Here is a 20,871-nt window from a genome sequence, read left to right on the forward strand (position 1 = left end):
CCCCACGGTCAGCACGGTCAACAAGCTGGTCACAAGGGCTGCCTCTCGATCGACATCACCTCCGAGGAGATGCGCCACAACTCCGTCGTGCGTGCCAGCTCTTCATCGGGCGGGTCGACGAACAGCAGGAAGGAACCACCCACCCGCGGCCACCGCTCGATGCGCAGCAGTCGGAGCCACTCTCGATCCCCTTCCATCGCGCTCCTGCCCTCGCCAGGAACACGCATGTACAACCAACGATCGAGATCCACGTAGTGGATCGAACCGACCGTGCACACCACCCAACAGCCGGTCTCGCCGGACCGCAGCTCGTTCACGTCCATCCCCGATCGTCACCCTCCGCCGCATTAGGTCGACAGAACCGCACCCGAACGTCCACTCTCACGGCGGACCCGATGGACCGAACGCCCTCGCAGGGTCTGTCCAGCCTGTCTCGGCTTGAGTTCGGCGGCCATGCACTTCGGTCGCGCGATGGTCGGGCGATGGTCGGGCGATGGTCGGGCGATGGTCGCGAGCATTGGAAGGGAAGCTCGGCCGCGAGATGCGGCATCTGGCGGGAGTGTCCAATCCTCCCGGTCACGCCCGTCTCGGTCGGAAACTAGGGTTCTACTCGGAAGACTCCGGCTTGAGGTCCGTTCCGGCCTGAACACCGACCTGTTGGTCGGTGTCGTCGTAGGACGCCCTCGTGGTGTGGCTCTGCTTCGCCCCGCTCTTCCAGGCCCCATGTTGAGCCACAGGAGGCCGGCGGCGGACTTCTTGACGTAGCGGGGCCCGCGCAGGTCGATCCAGATACGCATCAGCTCGTGACTCTGTGAGCGCGGGATGGCGTACTCGGCGGGGTGGAAGCGGTGCCCGCGTTCGTGGGCTTCGGCCATCGTCATGCCTTCGGCTTCGCCGAGCAAGAGATCCCAGGTGGCGCGAAATGCGCCGTCGAGGCCGCCGTGCTTGCCGCGTCGACGTGCTGCGTCGCGGATGGTGTTGAGTTCGCCGTCGGTCAGGGGGCGACGGACGCGGTGACCGATGCCGCGGTGGGGCGGTTGGAAGTCGTCGGTCGGGCCGCTCTGGGTCGTACCGTCGGAGGGAGCACCAACCGCACCCCACCGCTACCGGGTCGGAATCTGGGCGACAACGGGTCATGCCCGGGAGTCCTCGCGACCGGCGGCGATGTCGATGTCGATGTCAGCGTCGACCTCGGCCTCAGCCTCAAGCTCGACCTCGGCCTCGGTCTCGCGCTCGGTCTCGAGGTCGGTCTCGAGTTCGGTCTCGAGGTCGGCGCGGTCGAACCCGAAGGCCACGATGGCGTCGTCGAGGTCGGTTCGGCGTCCGGTGTCGGTGAGCTCGCGGGCTAGGACCAGACCGGCGGCGGTCAGATCCACGCGAAGGTTGTTGAGTTCGGCGAAGTGCTGGAACGAGATGACAGCGGCGACGGCACGGCCGTGCCGCTCGATGATGGTGTCCTCGCCGCGCTCCGCGTCCGCGACCAGTCCAGCGACGCCCCGGGCGCCGGCCGCGGTCACCGACATGCTGCGTACCGGGTGGCGGCCAAGGATGCTCATACCCGAAAAGCACGCAGACTCTGTGTAGGAAGAACCGATCGGCTAGGAAGAAGCGATCGGCGGTGCCGCACATCTTCTCGAGGCCGGTCCACAAGGATTCACCACGTTCCTCCTTCTCCAAGCTCGATGTCGCACGTCGGGTCCCGAATGGTGCCGGCAGGCGGCGAACACAGCCATTGGGGGCGTGCGGGAGTAGGTGCGTCTGACGATCCTGGGACTTGCAACGGTTGGGAGGTAGTCGCCGAAAGGCTCGTCCCGCGAACCTGACGGTTCGGTGGACGATGTGCCCCATGGTTGAGGTGGGCTCCGCGTTGGTGGTCGGCTGGTGACGTGGTGTCCTCACTGCCGACCTGCCGCGTCGCCGCCCAGCGTCGCGGCCTGCGCGGTGCTCGCGACCGTCTACCGGCCTTCCCAGAACCTCGCCGGTTCGGCGTAGGGCGTCCGGCCACAGTTGCGCCTCCCGGTCGGTTCGGCGGATGCACCGCGCCAGCTTCCAGACCTCCCTGCGTCGGGGGCTGGTTCGAGGACCACCGTGTTGGTACGGATCGGGTCTTCGCCTGAGCCGAGCCACGTCCGTCCGCGCCAACTGACGCGGGGGCGCGTTCCACGGTCTGGCCCGCCCCGAGCGCGCCAGCACGGTCGCCAGCCGACTGGTCGGCCTCATCTCCGGTCCCGTCTCCAGTCCCGTCTCCAGTCCCGTCCCCGGTCCAGTCGTCCGGCACGTTCGGCACCTTGAGCCCTGCCGGTCCGAGCCGGTTCCCGGGGGCCGGCCCGAGCACGCCCGGGGTGCACGCGTTCGAGGCGCCGCGGCCGAAAGCGCCCGTCGGGGTGGGGACGTGCCGGTATTGCACGCTCGGGCGTCGTGGCGACGGTCGCCGAGCATGTTCCCCAACTACGACACCACCATCCCCCCACACGACGAGGGCCTCTCCCGCGCGGCCGACGTGGGTTCGCGCGCCCATCACGCCATCGCCGCGCTCGCCGCCCGCGGCATCCCTCCGACCTGGCCCGACATCACGCGGGCGGTGTCCTCGGTGCTGAGCGGGTTCCGGCCGGTCGAGGCGCGGGCACACCGGCAAAACCTGCTCGCCGCCGTCAGCTCGTACTTCACCCACCTCGCACTGCCCCCGAGTGGAAGTACATCGGCTCCGAGAACCGACTCGGCACCGGGCGGGTCGATCTGCTCTGGCGCGACCCCACGGGCCGCGTGCTGCTCGACGAGATCAAGACCGGCAGCCCCCGCGTGCTCGACCTGACCCGGACCCGCCTGCAGGTCGCCGGCTACGTCCTCGCCGCGGCCGAGATCTGGCCCGAGAAGTTCCTCGGTGCGCGATTGCTCTCCACGTTCGACTCCGCATCGTCGATGTTCATCGACCCCGCCCTCGAGGCAGTCGCCCTCGAGACCACCCCCTACCGGAAGTGACCACCATGTCCAACAAGCCCAAGCACCTGCGCCCGCTCCTCAACGAAGTGATCGATGCCCTCTGCCTGATCCAGGCCGAGGGTGGCACCGTGACCCCCGCCCTGGTCCGTCAGCACGCCCAGACCTCGGGCTACTCCACGCGCCACATCCGCCGCACCCTCGCCGCCACGCACCCGACCGACCCCGCCCACACACCCCTTCCGGCCCGCCCGAACCGCCCGAACCGAGTGGTTCGGACCGCCTACGCCGCCCACGCGGCCCACTGCGCCCTGGGCGAGCGCGGCAACGCCGTCTGCGACCGGGACGACCGGGACGCGTGGGATGGACGAGCCACGACGACCGTGTTGGACGAGGCGGTCGTGAGCACCGCGGTGTTCCTCTGCGCGGGGAACATGGCCGCCGCCCTGAGGCTGCTCGCGAAGGACTGCCCGGACCTCCAGCTCCCCAGCATCCGCACGTTCCGGCGGGTGGTCCACCGCGTCATGGGAAGCGGCCAGCTCGCCTACGCACGCGAAGGAACCCAGGGCTATCGCAATGCGCAGGTCTATCTCAGCAACTCCTATCCCCACCGGCTCAGCGACCTGCTCATGGACCACTCCGAGCTCCCCCTCTACGTCGTGCCCAACGGTCACACCCAGGCGGTCAAGCCGTGGCTGACCGTGGTTCTCGACGGACGCACCCGGTTCCTGCTCTCCTGGGTCGTGACCTTCGGCCGGCCCACCGCTGAAGAGGTCCGCGTCGCACTGATGCAGGCCATCACCCTGCGCACCGCCCCCGACGGCACCACCGTGGTCGGGGGACTCCCCGTACGGGTTGTGTGGGACCGAGGGCTGGAGTTCCTCTCCGACCTGATGAACGAGTCGTGCAACCGGCTCGGGATCAATCCGGTCGCGCTGCCTGCCTACGCACCCCACCTCAAGGGCCGCGTCGAACGCTTCTTCCGCACCCTCAAGCCCGCCCTGGCCGAGCTCCCCGGCTACACCGACGGGCCCCACGACCTGCGCGGCAACAGCGCCTTGGCAACCCACGCGACCAGCGAGGACGAGCTCCTGGTCTGGCTGGCCGATTGGGCCGACACCTACGCCATCAACCACGTCATCAGCACCACCCAGCAGACACCGCTGCAAATGTGGCAGTCCGACCCGTACCCAACCACCGAGGTTCCCCCCGAACAGCTGTGGCAGGACTTCCTGACCGCCAAGCACGCCTGCAAGGTCAGCAAGAACGGCATCCGGTTCGACACCATCGACTGGGTCATCCCCGACCGCGACATGAACGCCTTCGCGGGTCGCAAGGTCGAGATCCGCCACCTGCCCCACGACCGCAGCTACATCGAGGTCTTCCTCGACGGCGAACACCTCGGCACCGCCTACCCCAAGAATGCGTTGAACGCCGACCAGACCGAGGAGTTCCTGGCCCGCCGCAAGCAGGCACGACAGGCCGCCCAGCAGCGGTTCACCGTCGCCAACCGCGTCCGACACAATCACGACGGCGCGATCCGCATCGCCAAGAACAAGAAGGGCAAGTACCACACCGTCCCCACCCCCTCCACCAGCGAGGCCGCCGTGCCCGGCGACTACTCCGACTTGTTCACCAGCAACGACGAGGCCCTGGCCAGCTACATCGGCGAGGACCCCGGCCAACCGACCCTCCCGCTGTGAACACCCCCGCCACAGTCCCCGTGGCAGTCCCCGTGGCAGTCCCCGTGGCCGCCCCCGTGGCCGCCCCGGTGGCGGCACTGAGCGCGACCGTTGCCGGACCCGAACATGGGTCCGGCGACGGCCGTCGCCTGGTTGCCACGCCCGCCGTGAAGGACGTCCGACAAACCGCCGGCTACGTGATCCCCCGCGCGGAAGGAATGCTCGTCCACGGCCCTATCGGCACTGGCAGATCGACCGCCGTGAAGGCCTACCTCCAGGAGCAGGCACTGCCGTGGCACTGGCTCGACCTCTCTCCGGGCCTGAGCGCCAAACAGCTCGACACCCGCCTCCTGCGCCAGGTCGCCACCGACGACGTCGACCTCCCGCAGCGCGACGTACAAGACGACCTCGTCGACGCTCTCGCCGCACAACCCCGGATCCTTGTCATCCGACATGCCGAACGCCTCACCACCGAGGCCGCAGGCGAACTTCAGTGGCTCCACGACAGACCCGACGCAGCCTGGTCCCTGATCCTGATCGGCAACGAGACCGTCGGCACCGCAATCCACCGCGACCCGCTACTCGCCAACGCCATCACCGGCACCGTACGCGTCGGCCCACTCAAGGACCGCAACCTACTCAGCACCCTGCAAAGCCTGCATCCGCTGTTCCTCACCGCCGACCCCCAACTCCTGATCCGGATCGACGACAAGGTCTGCCACGGCAACCTGGGCCACTGGACCCGGTTCCTGGACCGCGCACTCGCACTCCACCACCAGCACCAGGCCCAACACACGGCTCTGCCTGACTCACTGGACAACGACCACCCCCGCCTCGACGTACCCCTCGCCAAAGCCACCCTCCAAGCGCTTCGCCAACTGCCCCAGCCCCGCAGGTAACCCCACCCCAGGCGCTCCAATGCACCTGAGCCGCCAAAAAACCGACCACCAAGCCGACCAAGAAGCCGACCAAGAAGCCGACCAGGACCCCCGGACATGGACACCATCACCATCGACACCACGCACACCCCGGTCCCCGCGCCACCACCCGCGCAAGACCCGACCGGGCCGCTGGCGATCGAGATCCGCCCCAACCTGCGCCGCCTGCACGTCATCGCCGGCGACGTCCTCGCCGCGATCGGCAAGCGCCGTGACATCGCGGGCAAGGGCCACAACGAGCAAGAGGACATCGACCACGCCCAAGCGTGGCTGCACGCCCACCAGACCCCCGACCTGACCATCCACCACACCCAACGACTCCGGCCCAACACCCTGCGCAGACTGCGCGAACTCGCCCACGAAGGCGGCGTCGAACGGCTGTGGCTCCTGCACGCCCCACCACGCAGCGACTCCATCGCCCACGCCCTCGACCGGCAGGCCACACGCACCGGCACCACCGGCGAGATCCCCCAAACCGCCAGCCCCAACACCACCCACGACAACCACGACAACCACGACACCACCACCGACCCCAGCGCTCATGGCGCCCGCAGCATCACCGGCACGCACAGCTCCCACAGCGCGCACAGAGACGCGGTGAAGACCCGACCGACCCGTCCGACTGGGTCACTCGGGCCGTCCCACAGGTCGAGTTCACCCACTTCTGGGCCGCCTGCCAGAACCAGCTCGACCCCGCCCAACTTCAGAAAGTCGGTCAACGACTCGCGACTGCGGTCGGCCACGCCAGCACGGCGCTCGCCCGTACCGGCGCCACCGAGGCCACCATCGCCGACCTCGTCTTCGCGATCCTCAACCACGCACCCAGCGACCCCGAGCTCGCCATCGACATCCGCGGCCTGCAGATCGCCGCCTGGAACCACGACCTCTACCTCAAGGTCGACCACACCCGGCTCCACCACCACGAAGAACGACCCATCCACACCCAGGACCACGTCGACGCCGCCATGCTCGCCTACCGCCAGCCCTACCGGGCCCTGACCACCGCCCTGACCCGCCACGGATACGGCGTCGCCGACCTGACCACCATCACCCTCGGCGACACCGACCCCACCAACGGCACCATCCACTGCCCCAGCACAGAGATCGAGCTCAGCCCCGCCGCCGCAACCGCACTGCGCGCCCAGCACCACCTACGCAGCAAGCACGGCGCCACCCCCGGCGACCCGCTGCTGCCACACAACACCAAAGCACTGGCCAAAGCGCTCACCGACGCCCAGACCGACCTCGGCATCCACGTCCACGGCCGCCGAGCCGAACGAACCCGCAACCACACCACCAGAGCCCTGCGCCAGCTCGGCATCACGCTCCACCAGCTCCCATGATCGACACCACCCACCTCCGCGTCCTCAGAACCGACCGCGGCTACTCCCAACGAAACCTCGCCAAAGCCGCCGGCGTCGACCCCGCCACCATCCGCCGCGTCGAAGACGGCGCCGACCCCGGCGACCTCCCCTTACGCGTCCTCGACCGCATCGCCACAGCGCTCGGCGTCCCGCCCGCAACGCTCCTGCGCCCACCCGACCAAACCGGACCAGACGACCACCCCGTCCCCGGCACCGGAAGACCTACTGACACCTCCGCGGAGCGGTCGCGCCGCCTGCGCCAACGCATCGGCAGCACCCTGGCCACCACAGGGACCACCCTCAGCGCCCTCGCCGCCACCCTCGACACCCCCATCGAGACCGTCGAAGCAGAACTGGAGGCGCTCACCGACCACCTCCACGCCCTCGGGATCAGCCTCGCCCGCCACGGCGAAACCCTGCGACTCAACCCGCTCAACGTCCACCCACCGGCAACCGCCACGCCAGCCGCGTCGGCGCACCCCACGGGCCCTATGAACGTCAACCAAGCCCGACTCCTACGACGCATCCAAAGAGGCGAAGACGTCCGCCGCAGCCTGAGCAAGACCGACCGCGAAATCACCCTCCCCAACCTCGCCCGCACCGGCCTCGTCGACACCAGCCAAACCATCCCCGCCACGCCCGACACCCTCTGCGACTACCCAGGGGGCTAGAGCGGTCATAGCGCCCACTATGGGGCAGGTCGTGCTGTCGCCATCGCCGTTTTGCATGTAGAAGACCACGGGCACTCCGTCTCCCAACCCGACAAGTACAAGGATCGCGCCGTCGTCGTCGGTTTCGTCGCTAGCTTTCAGCCGGTCGGCGCCGTCCCGCTGGGGAGAGGTCTGGTGAGGTTCTACCGGTACCGCGCCGGCGAGATCTTGTCGACAAGGAGCCACTTCTCGTCGCGCGCCGTGATGGCAAGGGCCGGCGGCGGTTCGCTCGATGGCAAGCTCACCCCACCACCACCGCGGCGGCCGCCCCGCGCCAATACGAGTCTCTCGGTCGTTCCACCGCTAGTGGCGGTATGGATCGGCCGGGAACGCAGTACACCGCTGGCGTTCAGCAATGTGACGCTTTGGTCCAGCGCCGTCCGTCGGTTGGATGGAAGAGCGCCAGCTACGAGCGCCCAAGTCGGCAACAGCACATCCAGAACCTTGGTGGTCGCGACGGCCCATAGTGCCAACGCCCACTCCGCCCGGGCGAGGTCCTCTTGAGCGGCGTCCAGCTGAGCCTTCCACCAACCCTCATCGTCGGCGTGTGCCCGAGTCTCGCGGAGCAGCGTTGCGGGGTGGTGCTTGGGGCCGAAGGCCGTTGTGCCGTTGAAGACCGCGGCACCGGTATTGTGCGGATGCGCAGCGCCAATCACCGCGATCGTCGACGCGAGCCAGCAGTGTCCGACCTCATCGAACAGAGCGGTCGCCGTTCTGCTCCAGGGAAAGGTCGAACCCTTCTCGCCCTTCTTGAACACCCTTTCCTTGGCGATGGTCTGGAACGGTGAGTGGACCCGGCCCAGTCCCCGGATTGCGTCGTTGCGCCGCCGCGTGGCGGCCTCGCCGCTGTCCGTGAAGCCGCTCGGAGAGTCGGTAAACATCTCAGCGGGAGACAGGGCGACGGCGACCCTGGCTGGATGTGAGTTCGTTGAGCTGGGGGCTTGGACCTGGCCGTCCAGAACCTCGCTGACGAGCTGCGCTTCCAGGCTGCTTCCCGGTGACGGTGACAGCCCGGCGTTCAGGAACATCTCTGCTCCGCCGTTCGCCAACGCGATACGTGCGAGGACCGAGTCGTCGACGTGCCCAGTGCCGGACTCGAACGCAGCACCGGTCCGCATCCAATCGTGCTCTCGCTCGGTGCCGATGAAAGACGGCAGCTGTGCGCGCCACCACTCGCCGAACTCACGTCCGCAGCCCAGGAGGTCATGGATGGCGCGGACAGCTCGAACACCTTGCGGGCTCCACCGCTCGAGGGTCCGTTGGGTGAGGTCGTCCCACACCGGGCTATTGCTCGATGGAGTAGGCAAACCCGGCAGCGAGACGATCTGACGTCGACTGAGCGCTTCGCGGAGCACCGGGATGTAGTCGTCCCGCAGAAGCGCCTTCAACACCTGGTTGGCTTGTCTGGGTCGGGCGTTGAACACGCCGTCCGTCAGGAGCGTCCAGGCCACGATCAAGGTCTGCCGGTCAGACTCGCCTTCCACCGCATCCTCGATGCCTCCAGCGAGGACGTATAGGTCGGTCGTGTCAGCGTTGCCACCGTAGAACCGCGCGGTGTTGAACCAGTAAGGCCGGCACAAGAGCGCCCGCAGAACGTCGGTCTTGTCGAACTCCCGGTTCTCCTCGCCGGCGAACCTGTATAGAAACTTGGCGGCGAAGTACTCGCGCAGCGACTGGATGTCGAACTCGTAGGTGCCCTGCTCCTTGCTCGTCAACGCCCAGAGCCGGTCACTGGCGGCGTCGAGAAGCTCTCCGACTACGGCGGTCGGCTTCGAGTACGTGATCTGAAAGTGCTCCATCGCAGCTTCGATCTCCGCCTTCGACATGCGACCGGAAAGGTTGTGCTCTTCGCTGCGGGACTGGATGTACCACCCGAGGAACGGGACGATGTCCTTCAGATCGCCCTGATGGTTCTTCACGCTCTTCGGGTGCCGGTTCGCCTCCCGGATGAGGAGAAGTTCCACGTAGCTGTCGTACAGGTCGGTTCGCTGCGTGGGTGCCGCTTCGCCATCCCGGTTCAGAAGGTCGAGCAGGATGGTCAGCTGCATCGGGTTGCTCGCAAGTTCCCCGATGTAGGCCTCCTGGGCGCGTGCCCGGAATGCCTTTCTTACCTTGCGGCCGTCGGCAGCCTTGATCTCGTTCGCGAGGCACCAACGCTGCATGTACGTCGAGATCTGCTTGTCGGTGAAGGGCTCCAGCGCCACCATCTCGAACATGTCCTCCGACGGCTCCGGCAGGTCGCTCGCGTTCGGTCGTGACGTCACCAGCACGCGTGGCCGGGTCTTGTACGCCGCGCCGGCCGCGCAGAAGCGCTCGATCTCCTCCACGACCCGCTTGCGTGCGTTGAAGTTGCCGACCTCGTCGAGCCCGTCGAAGACGACCAACGCCGGCACCAAGTTCAACAGGTCGTCCACGGCGCGGGAGTCGATGCTCGCGTCGCCGGTCGCGTGAGCGAAGACGTCCGCGAGGAACAGCTCGATGGAGCCGTCCTTCAACGACTTCCGCTTGCCCTTGGGCGCCTCCTCCTCGAAAACGTCCTCGCCCTCGAACCAGGCCGCGTACATGCCGAGCTCGACCCGGACAGGGAACCGCACCTGGTCGTCCTTCAGCTCGAAAAGGCCGTCCTTGCGAACGTCGTCTGACACGAACCTCGCTCGGTGTGACTGGCAGAGGTACTGGGTCAGCGTCGACTTGCCCTGCCCGGGAGCACCCAGGACGAGGGTGTACGGCAGCACGCTGGTGACAACGTGGTCCGAGGCGCTTGGCAACACCCGGGTGCTCGAGATCGGGATGGTCTTCGCATCGCTGAAGCGCTGACCGGCGGCGGCAACGGGAGCGTGGAGCTGGCGGGCGCCCACGTCGACGTACAGGTCGGCAACTCGGTGCTTGCCGATGGCCAACTGCGAAAACTTGAGCTTCTCGTCATCCTTCCAAGCGACCGCGGCGATCTTGCGAACGAGGTGTCGAGTTCTGGTGTCTTGGTTCGACCCGACGAACTCGCTGATCAGGTATCGAACTAGGTCCCAGCCGGCAAGCATGTCGGCAAACGCCCACACGATCTCGGTGGGTGCGCCGTTCACCCAGGCGTTCAGCGTCGGGCGCCAGACGCACTCCATCTGGGGCATCTCGTACTTCTTCTCGAACTTGCGCAACTCGACGTCGAACTTGTCCATCTGGCCTTGGTCACGCATCGACGTGCCTTCGAGGTTCGTTACTAGGATGTACCGACGCACGCCCTTGCCGGCCAACGCCCGAATGTTCTTCTCTTCGCCTTCGATGGCGTCAGTCAGCCACTTGACCGGGTCCTTCTCGCGGCCCCGCTTCGACCATTTGTCCTGAAACACGATGGCCGCCCCAGGGTCGTCGATAGAACCGTCGCGTCCACCGTCCGCCTGTCCGATGGGGAACGCTCGGAAGTCGGCGTATTTGTACGACAGCAAGGCCGAGACGAGCTGCTGGAACTCGCCTGGGCTCAGCCGCTCGTACAGGTACCGATACTCGTCTTCAGCCACGTCTCTCCTCCTACGACGGGTCAACAGATATCGCGAAGGGCCGACTCGCGTCGACCGACAAGCCGCCGGCGAGACGAGACAACGGAGCCACGAAGCGACGAAGCCGCCCTGACGCTGAGCAGGCACGACCCAGAGCAGGCACGATCCAGCGCGGCGGTGCGGGCCGATGTGAAGACTTGGTAGCGGCTGCGTTTTACCGCCGCACAATGGGATCGACTTCAAATTTGGCGCATAGGGTGGACCACATGGATCCCTCCGGATGGATCGCGGCAATCTCGGCGCTTCTAGCGCTGGCGGCGTTGTACTTCACCAGTCAGCAGACGGCCTCGGCGAGGCAGCAGACCGCGTTGCAGCAGCAGATGCGAGAAGACCAGGCCCAACCGTACGTTTGGGCCGACATTCGACCCAATGACGAGTCAATGCACCTCATGATGCTCGTGGTGCACAACGAAGGTCCCACGACAGCCACGGACGTTTCAGTCGCGTTCGATCCGCCGCTTCCTCGCGAGATCGGCGGGTCCGGCAGCTCATCGGAATATCGGATCGTCGGCATGCCACCCGGTCGCACGATGAGATGGCACCTCAACCTGGCGCCTGACTGGCTCAACGGGGCGTCGGCGAAGCGGTTCAAGGTCACCGTCAGATCCAGCGGTCCCTTCGGCGCCGTGCTGCCAATTGCCTACGAGCTCGACGTCGATGAATACCGAAGGGCTTCGGCCACTCCGCCAGGAACGATCAACGGGATCACGAAGCAACTCAAGAAGCTAAACGAGTCGGTCAGGTCGCTGAAATAGACTTCACTACGGCTGCACGGATCGGCGTCACTCAAGACCAGTGCCAAAGCGCCACCTCGCGGGGTCGATTCTTGACCTACGGACTGCGCGCCTCGCGATACTTCAACCGTGTCCGTCATCGCCACTCTGGGAACCACGCTGGCTTCTGGTGTCATCGCCGCAGCCATCGCTATCACTGCTGACAACTGGCGAGGTGATCGCACACGTCGCCGCGAGGGCGAAATCGCGCTGAGGGAGTTCCAACGAGTCCTGGGGACATGTCCGGATACCTCCTGATGGCCGACTCGGTTATCGACGAGACACCTCTTGAGAAGCTGGATTGGCCGGACCTCGCTCAGGCCAGGCGAGCGGCATACCCGTACAGAAATCTCCTTCACCACGACGACAGACGTCTGGTCACGCGCAGCAGCGTCCCGTTCGACGCACATGGAAACCGGCACTACGACTCCCGGCAGCCTGAGGTGAACACATGGGCTGCGGAACTCGATGCAGCGATCGATCGCGCCTTCGCTCCACGCCTCGGACGGATATGGAACCGGCTAGCCCGGCGATCAGATGGCGAGGGACGTTGAGACCAGGCGCCATCGCTGCTGTCTCCGTCTCGCCGCGTCGTTCCGCCGCGTAGAGGCCAGTCGATCCGCCGCGTTTCACGCATCGACCGCGGATACCCACGTACTGCCCCCATCCCCCGCTCACCACGCCGGCGCCACTCTCAATGCTCCTGCGGGCCTTCGCAGGCGCCCTGAGCTGCGCGGGCGCAGGGACCGCTGACGCGGGACACTCCGCGACCGCGCAGACCGCTCCAACGACGACGGCCCGGCCACCGCATCGCGGTGACCGGGCCGTCTCACGCCCTACTGGAATGTCCGCATGACCGATTCCCGGACATTGCTGGCCGAGGTCAGGACATTAGCGACCGATCCAGCGTGGACATTGTTTGGCCGTTGACATCAGCTGCAGCCGCTGGTGCTTCCGCAGCCCTCGCAGACGTAGCAGGAACCGGCGGGACGCATCTTGGTGCCGCAGGTCATGCAGAGCGGGGAGTCCACGGCGTGGCCGCTGATCTTCTCGAGCAGCTCGGCGGTCGTGCGGGCCACCTGGGGAGCGCCGGCGAGGAGGTCCTCACCGTCGTCGGACTCGTCGACCACCTCGGCTGGGGCAGCGGGCTGAGCGGACTCCGCCGGGGCGGGGGTGCCCTTCGCCGTCGGGGCGGCCTCGAGCAGCTCGGAGGCGGCTCCGGTCTCCTCGACGGGCTCGTAGGAGCCGGTCTCCAGGTGGCGCTGACGCTCCTCGGCCGAGTAGATGCCGAGGGCAGCACGCTCGTCGAACGGCAGGTAGTCAAGCGCGAGGCGGCGGAACACGTAGTCCATGATCGACTGGCTCATCCGGACGTCCGGGTCGTCGGTGAGACCGGCAGGCTCGAACCGCAGGTTGGTGAACTTCGAGACGTAGGTCTCCAGCGGCACGCCATACTGCAGGCCGATGCTCACCGCGATCGAGAACGCGTCCATCACGCCGGCCAGGGTCGAGCCCTGCTTGCCCAGCTTGAGGAAGATCTCGCCGAGGCTGCCGTCGTCGTGTGCGCCGGAGGTCATGTAGCCCTCGGCGCCGGCAACGGTGAACGACGTGGTCCGGGCGGTCCGCGACTTGGGGAGACGCTTGCGGGTCGGGGCGTAGACGACCTTCTCCACGACCTTCTCCACGACCTCGGCCGCGGCGGCTCCGGCCGCTGCCTTGTCGGCCGCGTCCTTCTTCGCCTTGCCGCCGCCGTCGGCCAGCGGCTGACCCACCTTGCAGTTGTCGCGGTAGATCGCGGTGGCCTTCAGGCCGAGCTTCCACGACTCCAGGTAGATGGACTCGATGTCCTCGACCGTCGCGGACTCGGGAAGGTTGACGGTCTTGGAGATCGCACCGGAGAGGAACGGCTGGGTCGCCGCCATCATCTTCACGTGCCCCATCGGCTTCAGCGCACGCTCACCCATCGCGGTGTCGAAGACCTCGTAGTGCTCGGTCCTCAGGCCGGGGGCGTCGACGACGTGGCCGTGCTCGGCGATGTAGTCCACGATCGCCTCGACCTGCTCGGGCTGGTAGCCGAGCTTCTTCAGAGCGCGCGGGATGGTGCGGTTGACGATCTGCATCGAGCCGCCGCCGACGAGCTTCTTGAACTTCACCAGCGAGAAGTCGGGCTCGATGCCGGTGGTGTCGCAGTCCATCATGAAGCCGATGGTGCCGGTCGGGGCGAGCACCGAGGCCTGCGCGTTGCGGAAGCCGTTGACCTTGCCCAGCTCGATCACCTTGGCCCACTCCTCGGTGGCCAGCTTGTGCACGGTCGAGTCCGCGACGTGCATGGTGCGCACCTGGTCGTTGGCAGCCTGGTGCTTGCGCATCACCCGCTGGTGGGCCTCGGCGTTGCGGCTGTAGCCGTTGTACGGGCCGACCACCGCGGCGAGCTCGGCCGACCGGCGGTACGACGTACCGGTCATCAGCGACGTGATGGTGGCCGCCATCGAGCGACCGCCCTCGGAGTCGTAGCCGAGGCCCATCGCCATCAGCAGCGCACCCAGGTTGGCGTAGCCGATGCCGAGCTGGCGGTAGTCGACGGTGGTCTGGCCGATCGACTCGGTCGGGAAGTCGGCGAACGAGATCGAGATCTCCATCGCGGTGATGACGAACTCGACGGCCTTGCGGAAGGTGTCCGCGTCGAAGGTGTCGTCGTCGCGCAAGAACTTCAGCAGGTTGAGCGAGGCCAGGTTGCAGGAGGAGTTGTCCAGCGACATGTACTCCGAGCACGGGTTGGACGCGGTGATCCGACCGGTCTCCGGGTTGGTGTGCCAGTCGTTGATGGTGTCGTCGTACTGCAGACCCGGGTCGGCGCACTCCCAGGCGGCCTGGGAGATCTTCTTGAACAGGTCGCGAGCGTCGACGGTCTCGATCACCTCGCCGGTGCTGCGCGAGCGCAGGCCGAACTCGGCACCGTCCTCGACCGCCCGCATGAACTCGTCGCTGACCCGCACCGAGTTGTTGGCGTTCTGGTACTGCACGGAGGTGATGTCCTCGCCGCCGAGGTCCATGTCGAACCCGGCGTCGCGCAGCGCGCGGATCTTGTCCTCCTCACGCGCCTTCGTCATCACGAACTGCTCGATGTCGGGGTGGTCGACGTCCAGCACGACCATCTTCGCCGCGCGGCGGGTGGCGCCGCCGGACTTGATGGTGCCGGCCGAGGCGTCGGCGCCACGCATGAAGGAGACCGGGCCCGAGGCGGTGCCGCCGGAGGAGAGCAGCTCCTTGGACGAACGGATCCGGGAGAGGTTGAGGCCGGCGCCGGAGCCGCCCTTGAAGATGAACCCCTCCTCCTTGTACCAGTTCAGGATCGAGTCCATGGAGTCGTCGACCGAGAGGATGAAGCAGGCGGAGACCTGCTGCGGCGACCTGGTGCCGACGTTGAACCAGACCGGGGAGTTGAACGAGAAGTACTGGTGGACCAGCAGCCAGGTGAGCTCGTGCTCGAACACCTCGGCGTCCGCCGCGGAGCCGAAGTAACCGTTGTCCACACCTGCCTTGGTGTAGGTCTTCACCACACGGTCGATCAGGTCCTTGAGGCTGCTCTCACGCTGCGGCGTGCCGACCGCACCGCGGAAGTACTTCGTGGTGACGATGGTCGAGGCGTTCAGCGACCAGAAGTCGGGGAACTCCACACCGGTCTGCTCGAAGACGGTCTCGCCGGTCTTCCAGTTCTTCTGGACGACGTCGCGCCGCTCCCAGGTGATCTCGTCGTAGGGGTGCACGCCCTCGGTGCTGAAGACACGCTCGATCTTCAGGCCGCTGGACGCGCCGGTGTCGGCGGAGGTGTTCACCGTCTCGGTCATGGTCTGTTCGTACTCCCCTGGTTGGTGCGGCTGGTTGGGCGACTTGCGGGACGAATTGCGGTGGGTCGAATGGTGCGACGGGGCGGTCACCGGTGGCGGACCCGATGACTCCGAGTCTCCCCGGGTGCACCGACACTTTCGACCCGAGCGAGGGTGCCGGTGAGATGTTTTGGTGCCCGGCAGGCAGCTTCCCCACTACCTGCCGGGCAGCTTGTGGTCAGCCCGACCGCGACGCCAGTACGGCGGGATCGGGCTGGGCCGACTGCAGCGCATGATCGGCGCGCAGCACGGCGATCTCGGCCTCGAAGTCCTCGGCGGACTCGAAGCCACGGTAGACACTGGCGAACCGCAGGTAGGCGACCTCGTCCAGCGCTCTCAGCGGAGGCAGAATCGCCAGGCCCACTTCGTGAGCGGCGATCTCAGGACTCCCGGCCAGGCGCAGCTGGTGCTCGACCTCTTGACCCAGGCGAGCGAGAGCGTCCTCCGAGACGGGTCGCCCCTTGCACGCCTTGCGCACGCCGGAGACGGCCTTGTTGCGATCGAAGGGCTCCGTGGTGCCCGATCGCTTCAGCACGGTCAACTGCATCGCCTCGACGGTGGTGAACCGCTTCTCACACGCCTGGCACATCCGGCGCCGGCGGATCGACCCGCCGTCGTCGGCGACCCTGGAGTCGAGGACCTTGGTGTCGCAGTGCTTGCAGTACGGGCAGTGCACAGGGTCCTCCTCCCGGGGGCACGTCCAGCACGTCGATGACGGCCGGACACGGTGGTGGCGTGTGGAAAAACGAGGTGATGCTGTGGAGATCCAGTCGAGAACTGTGAGTACTCAGCACCCGTTCTGTGAACTAGATGTGGAGAACTACACCGCTGTAACTACTAGATGTAGTGGTAACCGTACGCCTGTGCCCCAAGCCATGCAACACCCGGGGGTAAAGACTTCTCGACCGACTCCCTCGCGCACTCGTTTGCGCAGGTCACCGCGGCGCCGGACGTTCCGGCGCGGGCCGGCGGAGGCGTGTCGCGAGCCGATCCGGTCGCCCCGGCTGGCGGGTTGCGGCAGACGCGCACCCACCGATCAGGGAGAATGAACCCGTGAGTGGGAAGCGCGCCGGCGATCGACAGCAGCGGAGGTTCCGCCCCACCTATCTCCTGCTCGCCGGGGGCATCACGCTCAGCCTGGTCGCGTGGGGCTACCTGGTGTACGCCGCGATCGACTTCGGCGCCACCGCCCGCCAGGACGGCGACGCCGCCGCCTGGGGATTCCTCGTGCTGGCCGCCATCGGCGCCGTGGCGTGCCTGTTCCTCTCCTTCATGCTCATCGTGCGCCTCTCCCGCGCGCTCGGACTGACTCACGCACCGGAGCCACGACCGAAGCGCGACCCCTCGACACCCAAGGGCGGGCGGCGCGCGTCGCGCTGAACGCCGCGGCGATCACCGAGGGTGCGACCTCGGACCCAGCGAACAGCGCGAGGGCGGGATCTCGGCGATCCCGCCCCTCGTCTTCCCCTGTGGGCCTTGGCAGGGCCCCTGCGTCCACCGGGGTCGAAGCGATGGACACGAGTCTTGGTGGCGAGGGCCCGTGGCGCCTCAGCCGTCAACCGTCACTCGGTCGGGACGCGCAGGTCCTGACCGGCGTAGACCACGCTCGAGTCCAGGGCGTTGAGCTCCTGGATGCGGTCCATCACCGAGCGGACGTCGCCGTCGCCGGTGCTCGCCGCGGCGTCGCTCGCGATCTCCCACAGCGTGTCGCCGTGCCCGACGGTGACCACCTCGACCGGCGCCTCTCCCTGCTCGGAGGTGGCGATCGAGCCGGAGGCCAGCCAGATGCCGAGGCCGAAGGCGACCATCAGCCCGAGCGCGAAGACCACGGCACGCCCGCGGCGGGTGAGCCGGACACCCGGTCGGCGTGAGCTCGTCGCACGGCGGACGTCGCGGGCCGGCGTCGTACGGGAAACGGGGGAAAGGGTGATCGTGCTCATGGTGACCTCCGGGGGAAGTGGCTCCGCGAGCGGAACCTCGGGTCGGTTGGCGTGCGATCGAGACTCTGGCGAAGGCCCCCGACAGATCCCGCGGACTGCGTCCGACGGGAAGTCCGGCGGGCCTCTCGACCATCAGTTCGAATCGAACACCTGTACGACGTTAGATCATCTGTTCGAACGAGGTCAAGAGGTTGTTCGAATCGATGTTCGAACCCTACGGCGGCGACCGGCGACCGCTCGGGGCGGCGACGAGCGACCGCGGCGCCGACACGCCCGCTTCGAACAGGTGTTTGATCCGAGTCGCGGATGGGCGCTACCGTCGACACACGAGCCGGCCCGCAGCTCGCTCCGCCCCACGGCTGTCCCGACGCTGCGCCAGCACGGCACCCAGCACTCCCAGGAGGATCCGATGACGGGCAAGAAGACTCCCGGCAAGGCAGCCGTGCGCGAGTTCCCCGACGGCCCGCCGGACGCCACCGGCCTCACCCCGCGTCAGCAGCGGATCCTGGCCACCATCAAGGACTCCATCGAGGTCCGCGGCTATCCGCCCAGCATGCGCGAGATCGGCGCGGCGGTGGGCCTCACCAGCACCTCGAGCGTGGCCCACCAGCTGCGGATGCTGGAGGAGAAGGGCTTCCTCAAGCGCGACCCGAACCGCCCCCGCGCGATCGAGGTGTTCCTGCCCGAGGTGATGGCGGCACGCCGTTCCATCTCCGGGGCCGAGGAGAGCAGCGTCGACGAGACCGGCGTCGGCGATGCCAACCCGCAGGCCACCAACGTCCCGGTCGTCGGGCGGATCGCCGCCGGCGGACCGATCCTCGCCGAGGAGCGCGTCGAAGACGTCTTCCCGCTCCCGCGCCAGCTCGTCGGCGACGGTCAACTCTTCCTGCTCGAGGTCAGTGGCGAGTCGATGATCGACGCTGCCATCTGCAACGGCGACTACGTGGTGATCCGCCAGCAGAACACCGCGGAGAACGGCGAGATCGTGGCCGCGATGATCGACGGCGAGGCGACGGTCAAGACGTTCCAGCGCAAGGAGGGGAAGGTCTGGCTGCTGCCGCACAACGCGTCGTTCGACCCGATCGACGGCACCCACGCCACCATCCTCGGCAAGGTCACCGCGGTGCTGCGTCGGGTCTGACGCGACACCCCGGTCGCCCGTCCGGGTGGCCCCGGGTGTCGCGTCAGATGGAGTTGGAGGGACCGGCTGCGTAGGCTCAGGCGGTCCCTCCTCCGTCTGCTCCCCCAGCGAAAGCAGTCCCACGTTGCGCTCTCGTCGTACGGCGTCCATCGGTGCCGCCTTCGCCACCACCGCCGCCCTCGTCCTGATCGGCATGCCTGCAGGCGTGGCTGCACCGACCCCGATGGACAACCCCGGGCTGAGCAGCTCGCCGACGGACCCGGCCGATCCTGCGGCACCGGGTGAGCCGACCGCCCTGGCCGAGGACGCGCTGGCAACGGTGGAGGACCTGCTCGAGGACGGCACTGCCACGCCCGAGACGTTGGCCGATCCCGGCACCACCACCGCCGACGGCGCGACCAGCACGGTGACCGAGTCCGACCTGACCCTGGCGCTGCGCGACCTGGCGGTGCGCGCCAGCTCGCTGACCGGCGAGGAGCGGGCGGAGGCGGAGCGGCTGCTGGCCCGACCTGCCGGCGACGGCAGCACCGGCAAGTGCTCGCTGCACGGCACCTATGGCGACGTCACCTGCTACCGCGAGGCCGCGACCCCGAAGAGCACCTGCTCCGACGTGGTCTGCGTGCACTGGGTGAACAAGGGATCGGCCCTCGGCGCCGGCGAGAAGGGCGACAGCTACAACGCGGTCCCCACCGAGGACGACGGCCCGGGCGGCGCGTGGGACGGCACCGCCGGCGACGGCATCCCCGACTACGTCGAGGTCGTGCTCGCCGAGATGAGCCACGTGGTGGGCACCTACGCCGACGCGGGCTATCGCAGCGTGGTCTCCGACGACGGGCTCGGCGGCAACGACCTGCCCGACATCTACCTCGGCGAGATCGGCCAGCAGGGCCTCTACGGCTACTGCACCACCGACGACCCGGCTGTCCTCGAGGACGACCAGGACGGCACCGCGCACGTCGCGAGCTGGGCCTACTGCGTCCTCGACAACGACTACGCCGCCAGCGAGTTCCCCGCGCACACGCCGCTGGGGAACATGCAGGTGACGGCGGCCCACGAGTACTTCCACGCCGTGCAGTACGCCTACGACGTGGACGAGGACTCCTGGATCCTCGAAGCGACCGCGACGTGGGCCGAGGACTACCTCTACGACGACGTCAACGACAACGTGAACTACCTGCGCTACGGGCCGCTCGGGCGTCCGGCGCAGTCGCTCGACACCTTCGGCGGGTCCGCCCACTACGGCACCTGGATCTTCTTCCGCTACCTGACCGACCGCTACCCTGCCGCCACCGCCGGGCTGCCCGACCTGATCCGCGAGCTGTGGGAGTCCCTCGCGCACGACGGCGCGGGCGCGAAGGGCTACTACAGCGTGCAGGGCGTCGAGAAGGCGCTCGCGGCCCGCGGCACGACACTCAACCGGGTCTTCCCGCGGTTCGCGGCCGACAACCGGCGACCGAACCGGACGTACGACGAGGCCGCGGCGAACAAGTACCCGACCGCCCCGCTGAGCAAGCGGGTCAAGCTGACCAAGAAGCGGGTCCGCACCGTGCAGACCTCCCGCCTGGACCACCTGGCCGCGCGGCACTACCGATTCGTCCCGGGCGCCCGCGGCAACTGGGCGCTGCGGGTCGGCGTCGACCTCAACGACGTGGCCCAGGGCGGAGCGGTGCTCGCCACCGTCAAGAAGCGCGGCCAACCCGCCACGACCCACCGGATCTGGCTGAAGAAGGACGGCGACCGGTTCAAGCGGTTCGACTTCCGGCGCAGCCAGGTGAAGTGGATCGAGATCAGCATCGTCAATGCCAGCACCCGCTACCGCTGCGACCTGGGCTACCCGTGGAGCCGGACCTGCCAGGGCGTGCCACGCGACGACGCCCGCAAGCAGGTGGTCCGCGCCGCACTCGTGCGCTGATCCCTTGCGCTGAACCCCGTGCGCTGAATCAGGCTG

The 20,871-nt window shown here is 67.7% G+C and carries 16 protein-coding genes; 9 read left to right on the plus strand and 7 right to left on the minus strand.

Translation table 11 applies throughout. The annotated features are described in order from the left end of the window. Positions 1 to 29: 29 nt before the first annotated feature. Complete coding sequence (locus FIV43_RS12885) at positions 30 to 323, minus strand: hypothetical protein (RefSeq protein ID WP_141014461.1); 294 nt, start codon at positions 321 to 323, stop codon at positions 30 to 32. An 810-nt stretch (positions 324 to 1,133) separates the two neighbouring features. Beyond that, positions 1,134 to 1,556: a hypothetical protein gene (locus tag FIV43_RS21040; protein WP_196780780.1), complete on the minus strand. Its 423-nt coding sequence runs from the start codon at positions 1,554 to 1,556 to the stop codon at positions 1,134 to 1,136. A gap of 1,207 nt (positions 1,557 to 2,763) precedes the next feature. Here FIV43_RS21040 and FIV43_RS12895 point away from each other — a divergent pair. From FIV43_RS12895 to FIV43_RS12905, 3 genes are read left to right on the plus strand one after another with little or no spacing between them, the layout of a single operon-like run. Further along, positions 2,764 to 2,979 carry a hypothetical protein gene (locus FIV43_RS12895; RefSeq protein ID WP_141014462.1) on the plus strand — a complete coding sequence of 72 codons (216 nt, stop codon included), beginning with the start codon at positions 2,764 to 2,766 and terminating at the stop codon, positions 2,977 to 2,979. Positions 2,980 to 2,984: 5 nt separating this feature from the next. Beyond that, on the plus strand, positions 2,985 to 4,640 hold the full coding sequence (locus FIV43_RS12900; protein WP_231123962.1) for a Mu transposase C-terminal domain-containing protein: 1,656 nt from the start codon (positions 2,985 to 2,987) through the stop codon (positions 4,638 to 4,640). A 44-nt stretch (positions 4,641 to 4,684) separates the two neighbouring features. Then, positions 4,685 to 5,518, plus strand: a complete 834-nt coding sequence (locus FIV43_RS12905) for an AAA family ATPase (protein WP_141014464.1) — start codon at positions 4,685 to 4,687, stop codon at positions 5,516 to 5,518. A 578-nt stretch (positions 5,519 to 6,096) separates the two neighbouring features. On the opposite strand, the gene FIV43_RS12910 is transcribed toward FIV43_RS12905, so the two are convergent. After that, positions 6,097 to 6,510, minus strand: coding sequence for a hypothetical protein (locus FIV43_RS12910; protein ID WP_141014465.1), 414 nt, complete (start codon positions 6,508 to 6,510; stop codon positions 6,097 to 6,099). 12 nt (positions 6,511 to 6,522) lie between these two features. Between FIV43_RS12910 and FIV43_RS12915 the strand changes: the two genes are divergently transcribed. Both FIV43_RS12915 and FIV43_RS12920 read left to right on the plus strand, forming a co-directional pair. Beyond that, entirely contained in the window at positions 6,523 to 6,900 is a 378-nt protein-coding gene (locus FIV43_RS12915; protein ID WP_141014466.1) for a hypothetical protein, read from the plus strand. Further along, entirely contained in the window at positions 6,897 to 7,592 is a 696-nt protein-coding gene (locus FIV43_RS12920) for a helix-turn-helix domain-containing protein (protein WP_141014467.1), read from the plus strand. Before FIV43_RS12915 ends, FIV43_RS12920 begins: the two co-directional genes overlap by 4 nt. Before the next feature lie 182 nt (positions 7,593 to 7,774). On the opposite strand, the gene FIV43_RS12925 is transcribed toward FIV43_RS12920, so the two are convergent. Further along, positions 7,775 to 11,143: an NACHT domain-containing protein gene (locus FIV43_RS12925; RefSeq protein ID WP_141014468.1), complete on the minus strand. Its 3,369-nt coding sequence runs from the start codon at positions 11,141 to 11,143 to the stop codon at positions 7,775 to 7,777. Between the two features lie 245 nt (positions 11,144 to 11,388). Between FIV43_RS12925 and FIV43_RS12930 the strand changes: the two genes are divergently transcribed. Next, on the plus strand, positions 11,389 to 11,937 hold the full coding sequence (locus FIV43_RS12930; protein WP_141014469.1) for a hypothetical protein: 549 nt from the start codon (positions 11,389 to 11,391) through the stop codon (positions 11,935 to 11,937). 950 nt (positions 11,938 to 12,887) lie between these two features. Here the strand turns inward: FIV43_RS12930 and FIV43_RS12935 are convergent. Both FIV43_RS12935 and nrdR read right to left on the minus strand, forming a co-directional pair. After that, the gene (locus tag FIV43_RS12935; protein WP_141014470.1) at positions 12,888 to 15,803 is read right to left on the minus strand and encodes a vitamin B12-dependent ribonucleotide reductase; all 2,916 of its coding nucleotides are present in this window, start codon (positions 15,801 to 15,803) and stop codon (positions 12,888 to 12,890) included. Positions 15,804 to 16,020: 217 nt separating this feature from the next. Then, positions 16,021 to 16,518, minus strand: coding sequence for a transcriptional regulator NrdR (gene nrdR / locus FIV43_RS12940; RefSeq protein ID WP_141014471.1), 498 nt, complete (start codon positions 16,516 to 16,518; stop codon positions 16,021 to 16,023). A 377-nt stretch (positions 16,519 to 16,895) separates the two neighbouring features. On the opposite strand from nrdR, the gene FIV43_RS12945 reads away from it, so the two are divergent. After that, the gene (locus FIV43_RS12945) at positions 16,896 to 17,222 is read left to right on the plus strand and encodes a hypothetical protein (RefSeq protein ID WP_141014472.1); all 327 of its coding nucleotides are present in this window, start codon (positions 16,896 to 16,898) and stop codon (positions 17,220 to 17,222) included. A gap of 182 nt (positions 17,223 to 17,404) precedes the next feature. On the opposite strand, the gene FIV43_RS12950 is transcribed toward FIV43_RS12945, so the two are convergent. After that, entirely contained in the window at positions 17,405 to 17,782 is a 378-nt protein-coding gene (locus FIV43_RS12950; protein WP_141014473.1) for a LysM peptidoglycan-binding domain-containing protein, read from the minus strand. 409 nt (positions 17,783 to 18,191) lie between these two features. Between FIV43_RS12950 and lexA the strand changes: the two genes are divergently transcribed. Both lexA and FIV43_RS12960 read left to right on the plus strand, forming a co-directional pair. Continuing rightward, on the plus strand, positions 18,192 to 18,923 hold the full coding sequence (gene lexA, locus FIV43_RS12955; RefSeq protein ID WP_141014474.1) for a transcriptional repressor LexA: 732 nt from the start codon (positions 18,192 to 18,194) through the stop codon (positions 18,921 to 18,923). Positions 18,924 to 19,128: 205 nt separating this feature from the next. After that, positions 19,129 to 20,835: an MXAN_6640 family putative metalloprotease gene (locus FIV43_RS12960; RefSeq protein ID WP_141014475.1), complete on the plus strand. Its 1,707-nt coding sequence runs from the start codon at positions 19,129 to 19,131 to the stop codon at positions 20,833 to 20,835. Positions 20,836 to 20,871: the final 36 nt, after the last annotated feature.

It is taken from the genome of Nocardioides sambongensis (genome assembly GCF_006494815.1).
Taxonomy (GTDB): Bacteria; Actinomycetota; Actinomycetes; order Propionibacteriales; family Nocardioidaceae; genus Nocardioides; species Nocardioides sambongensis.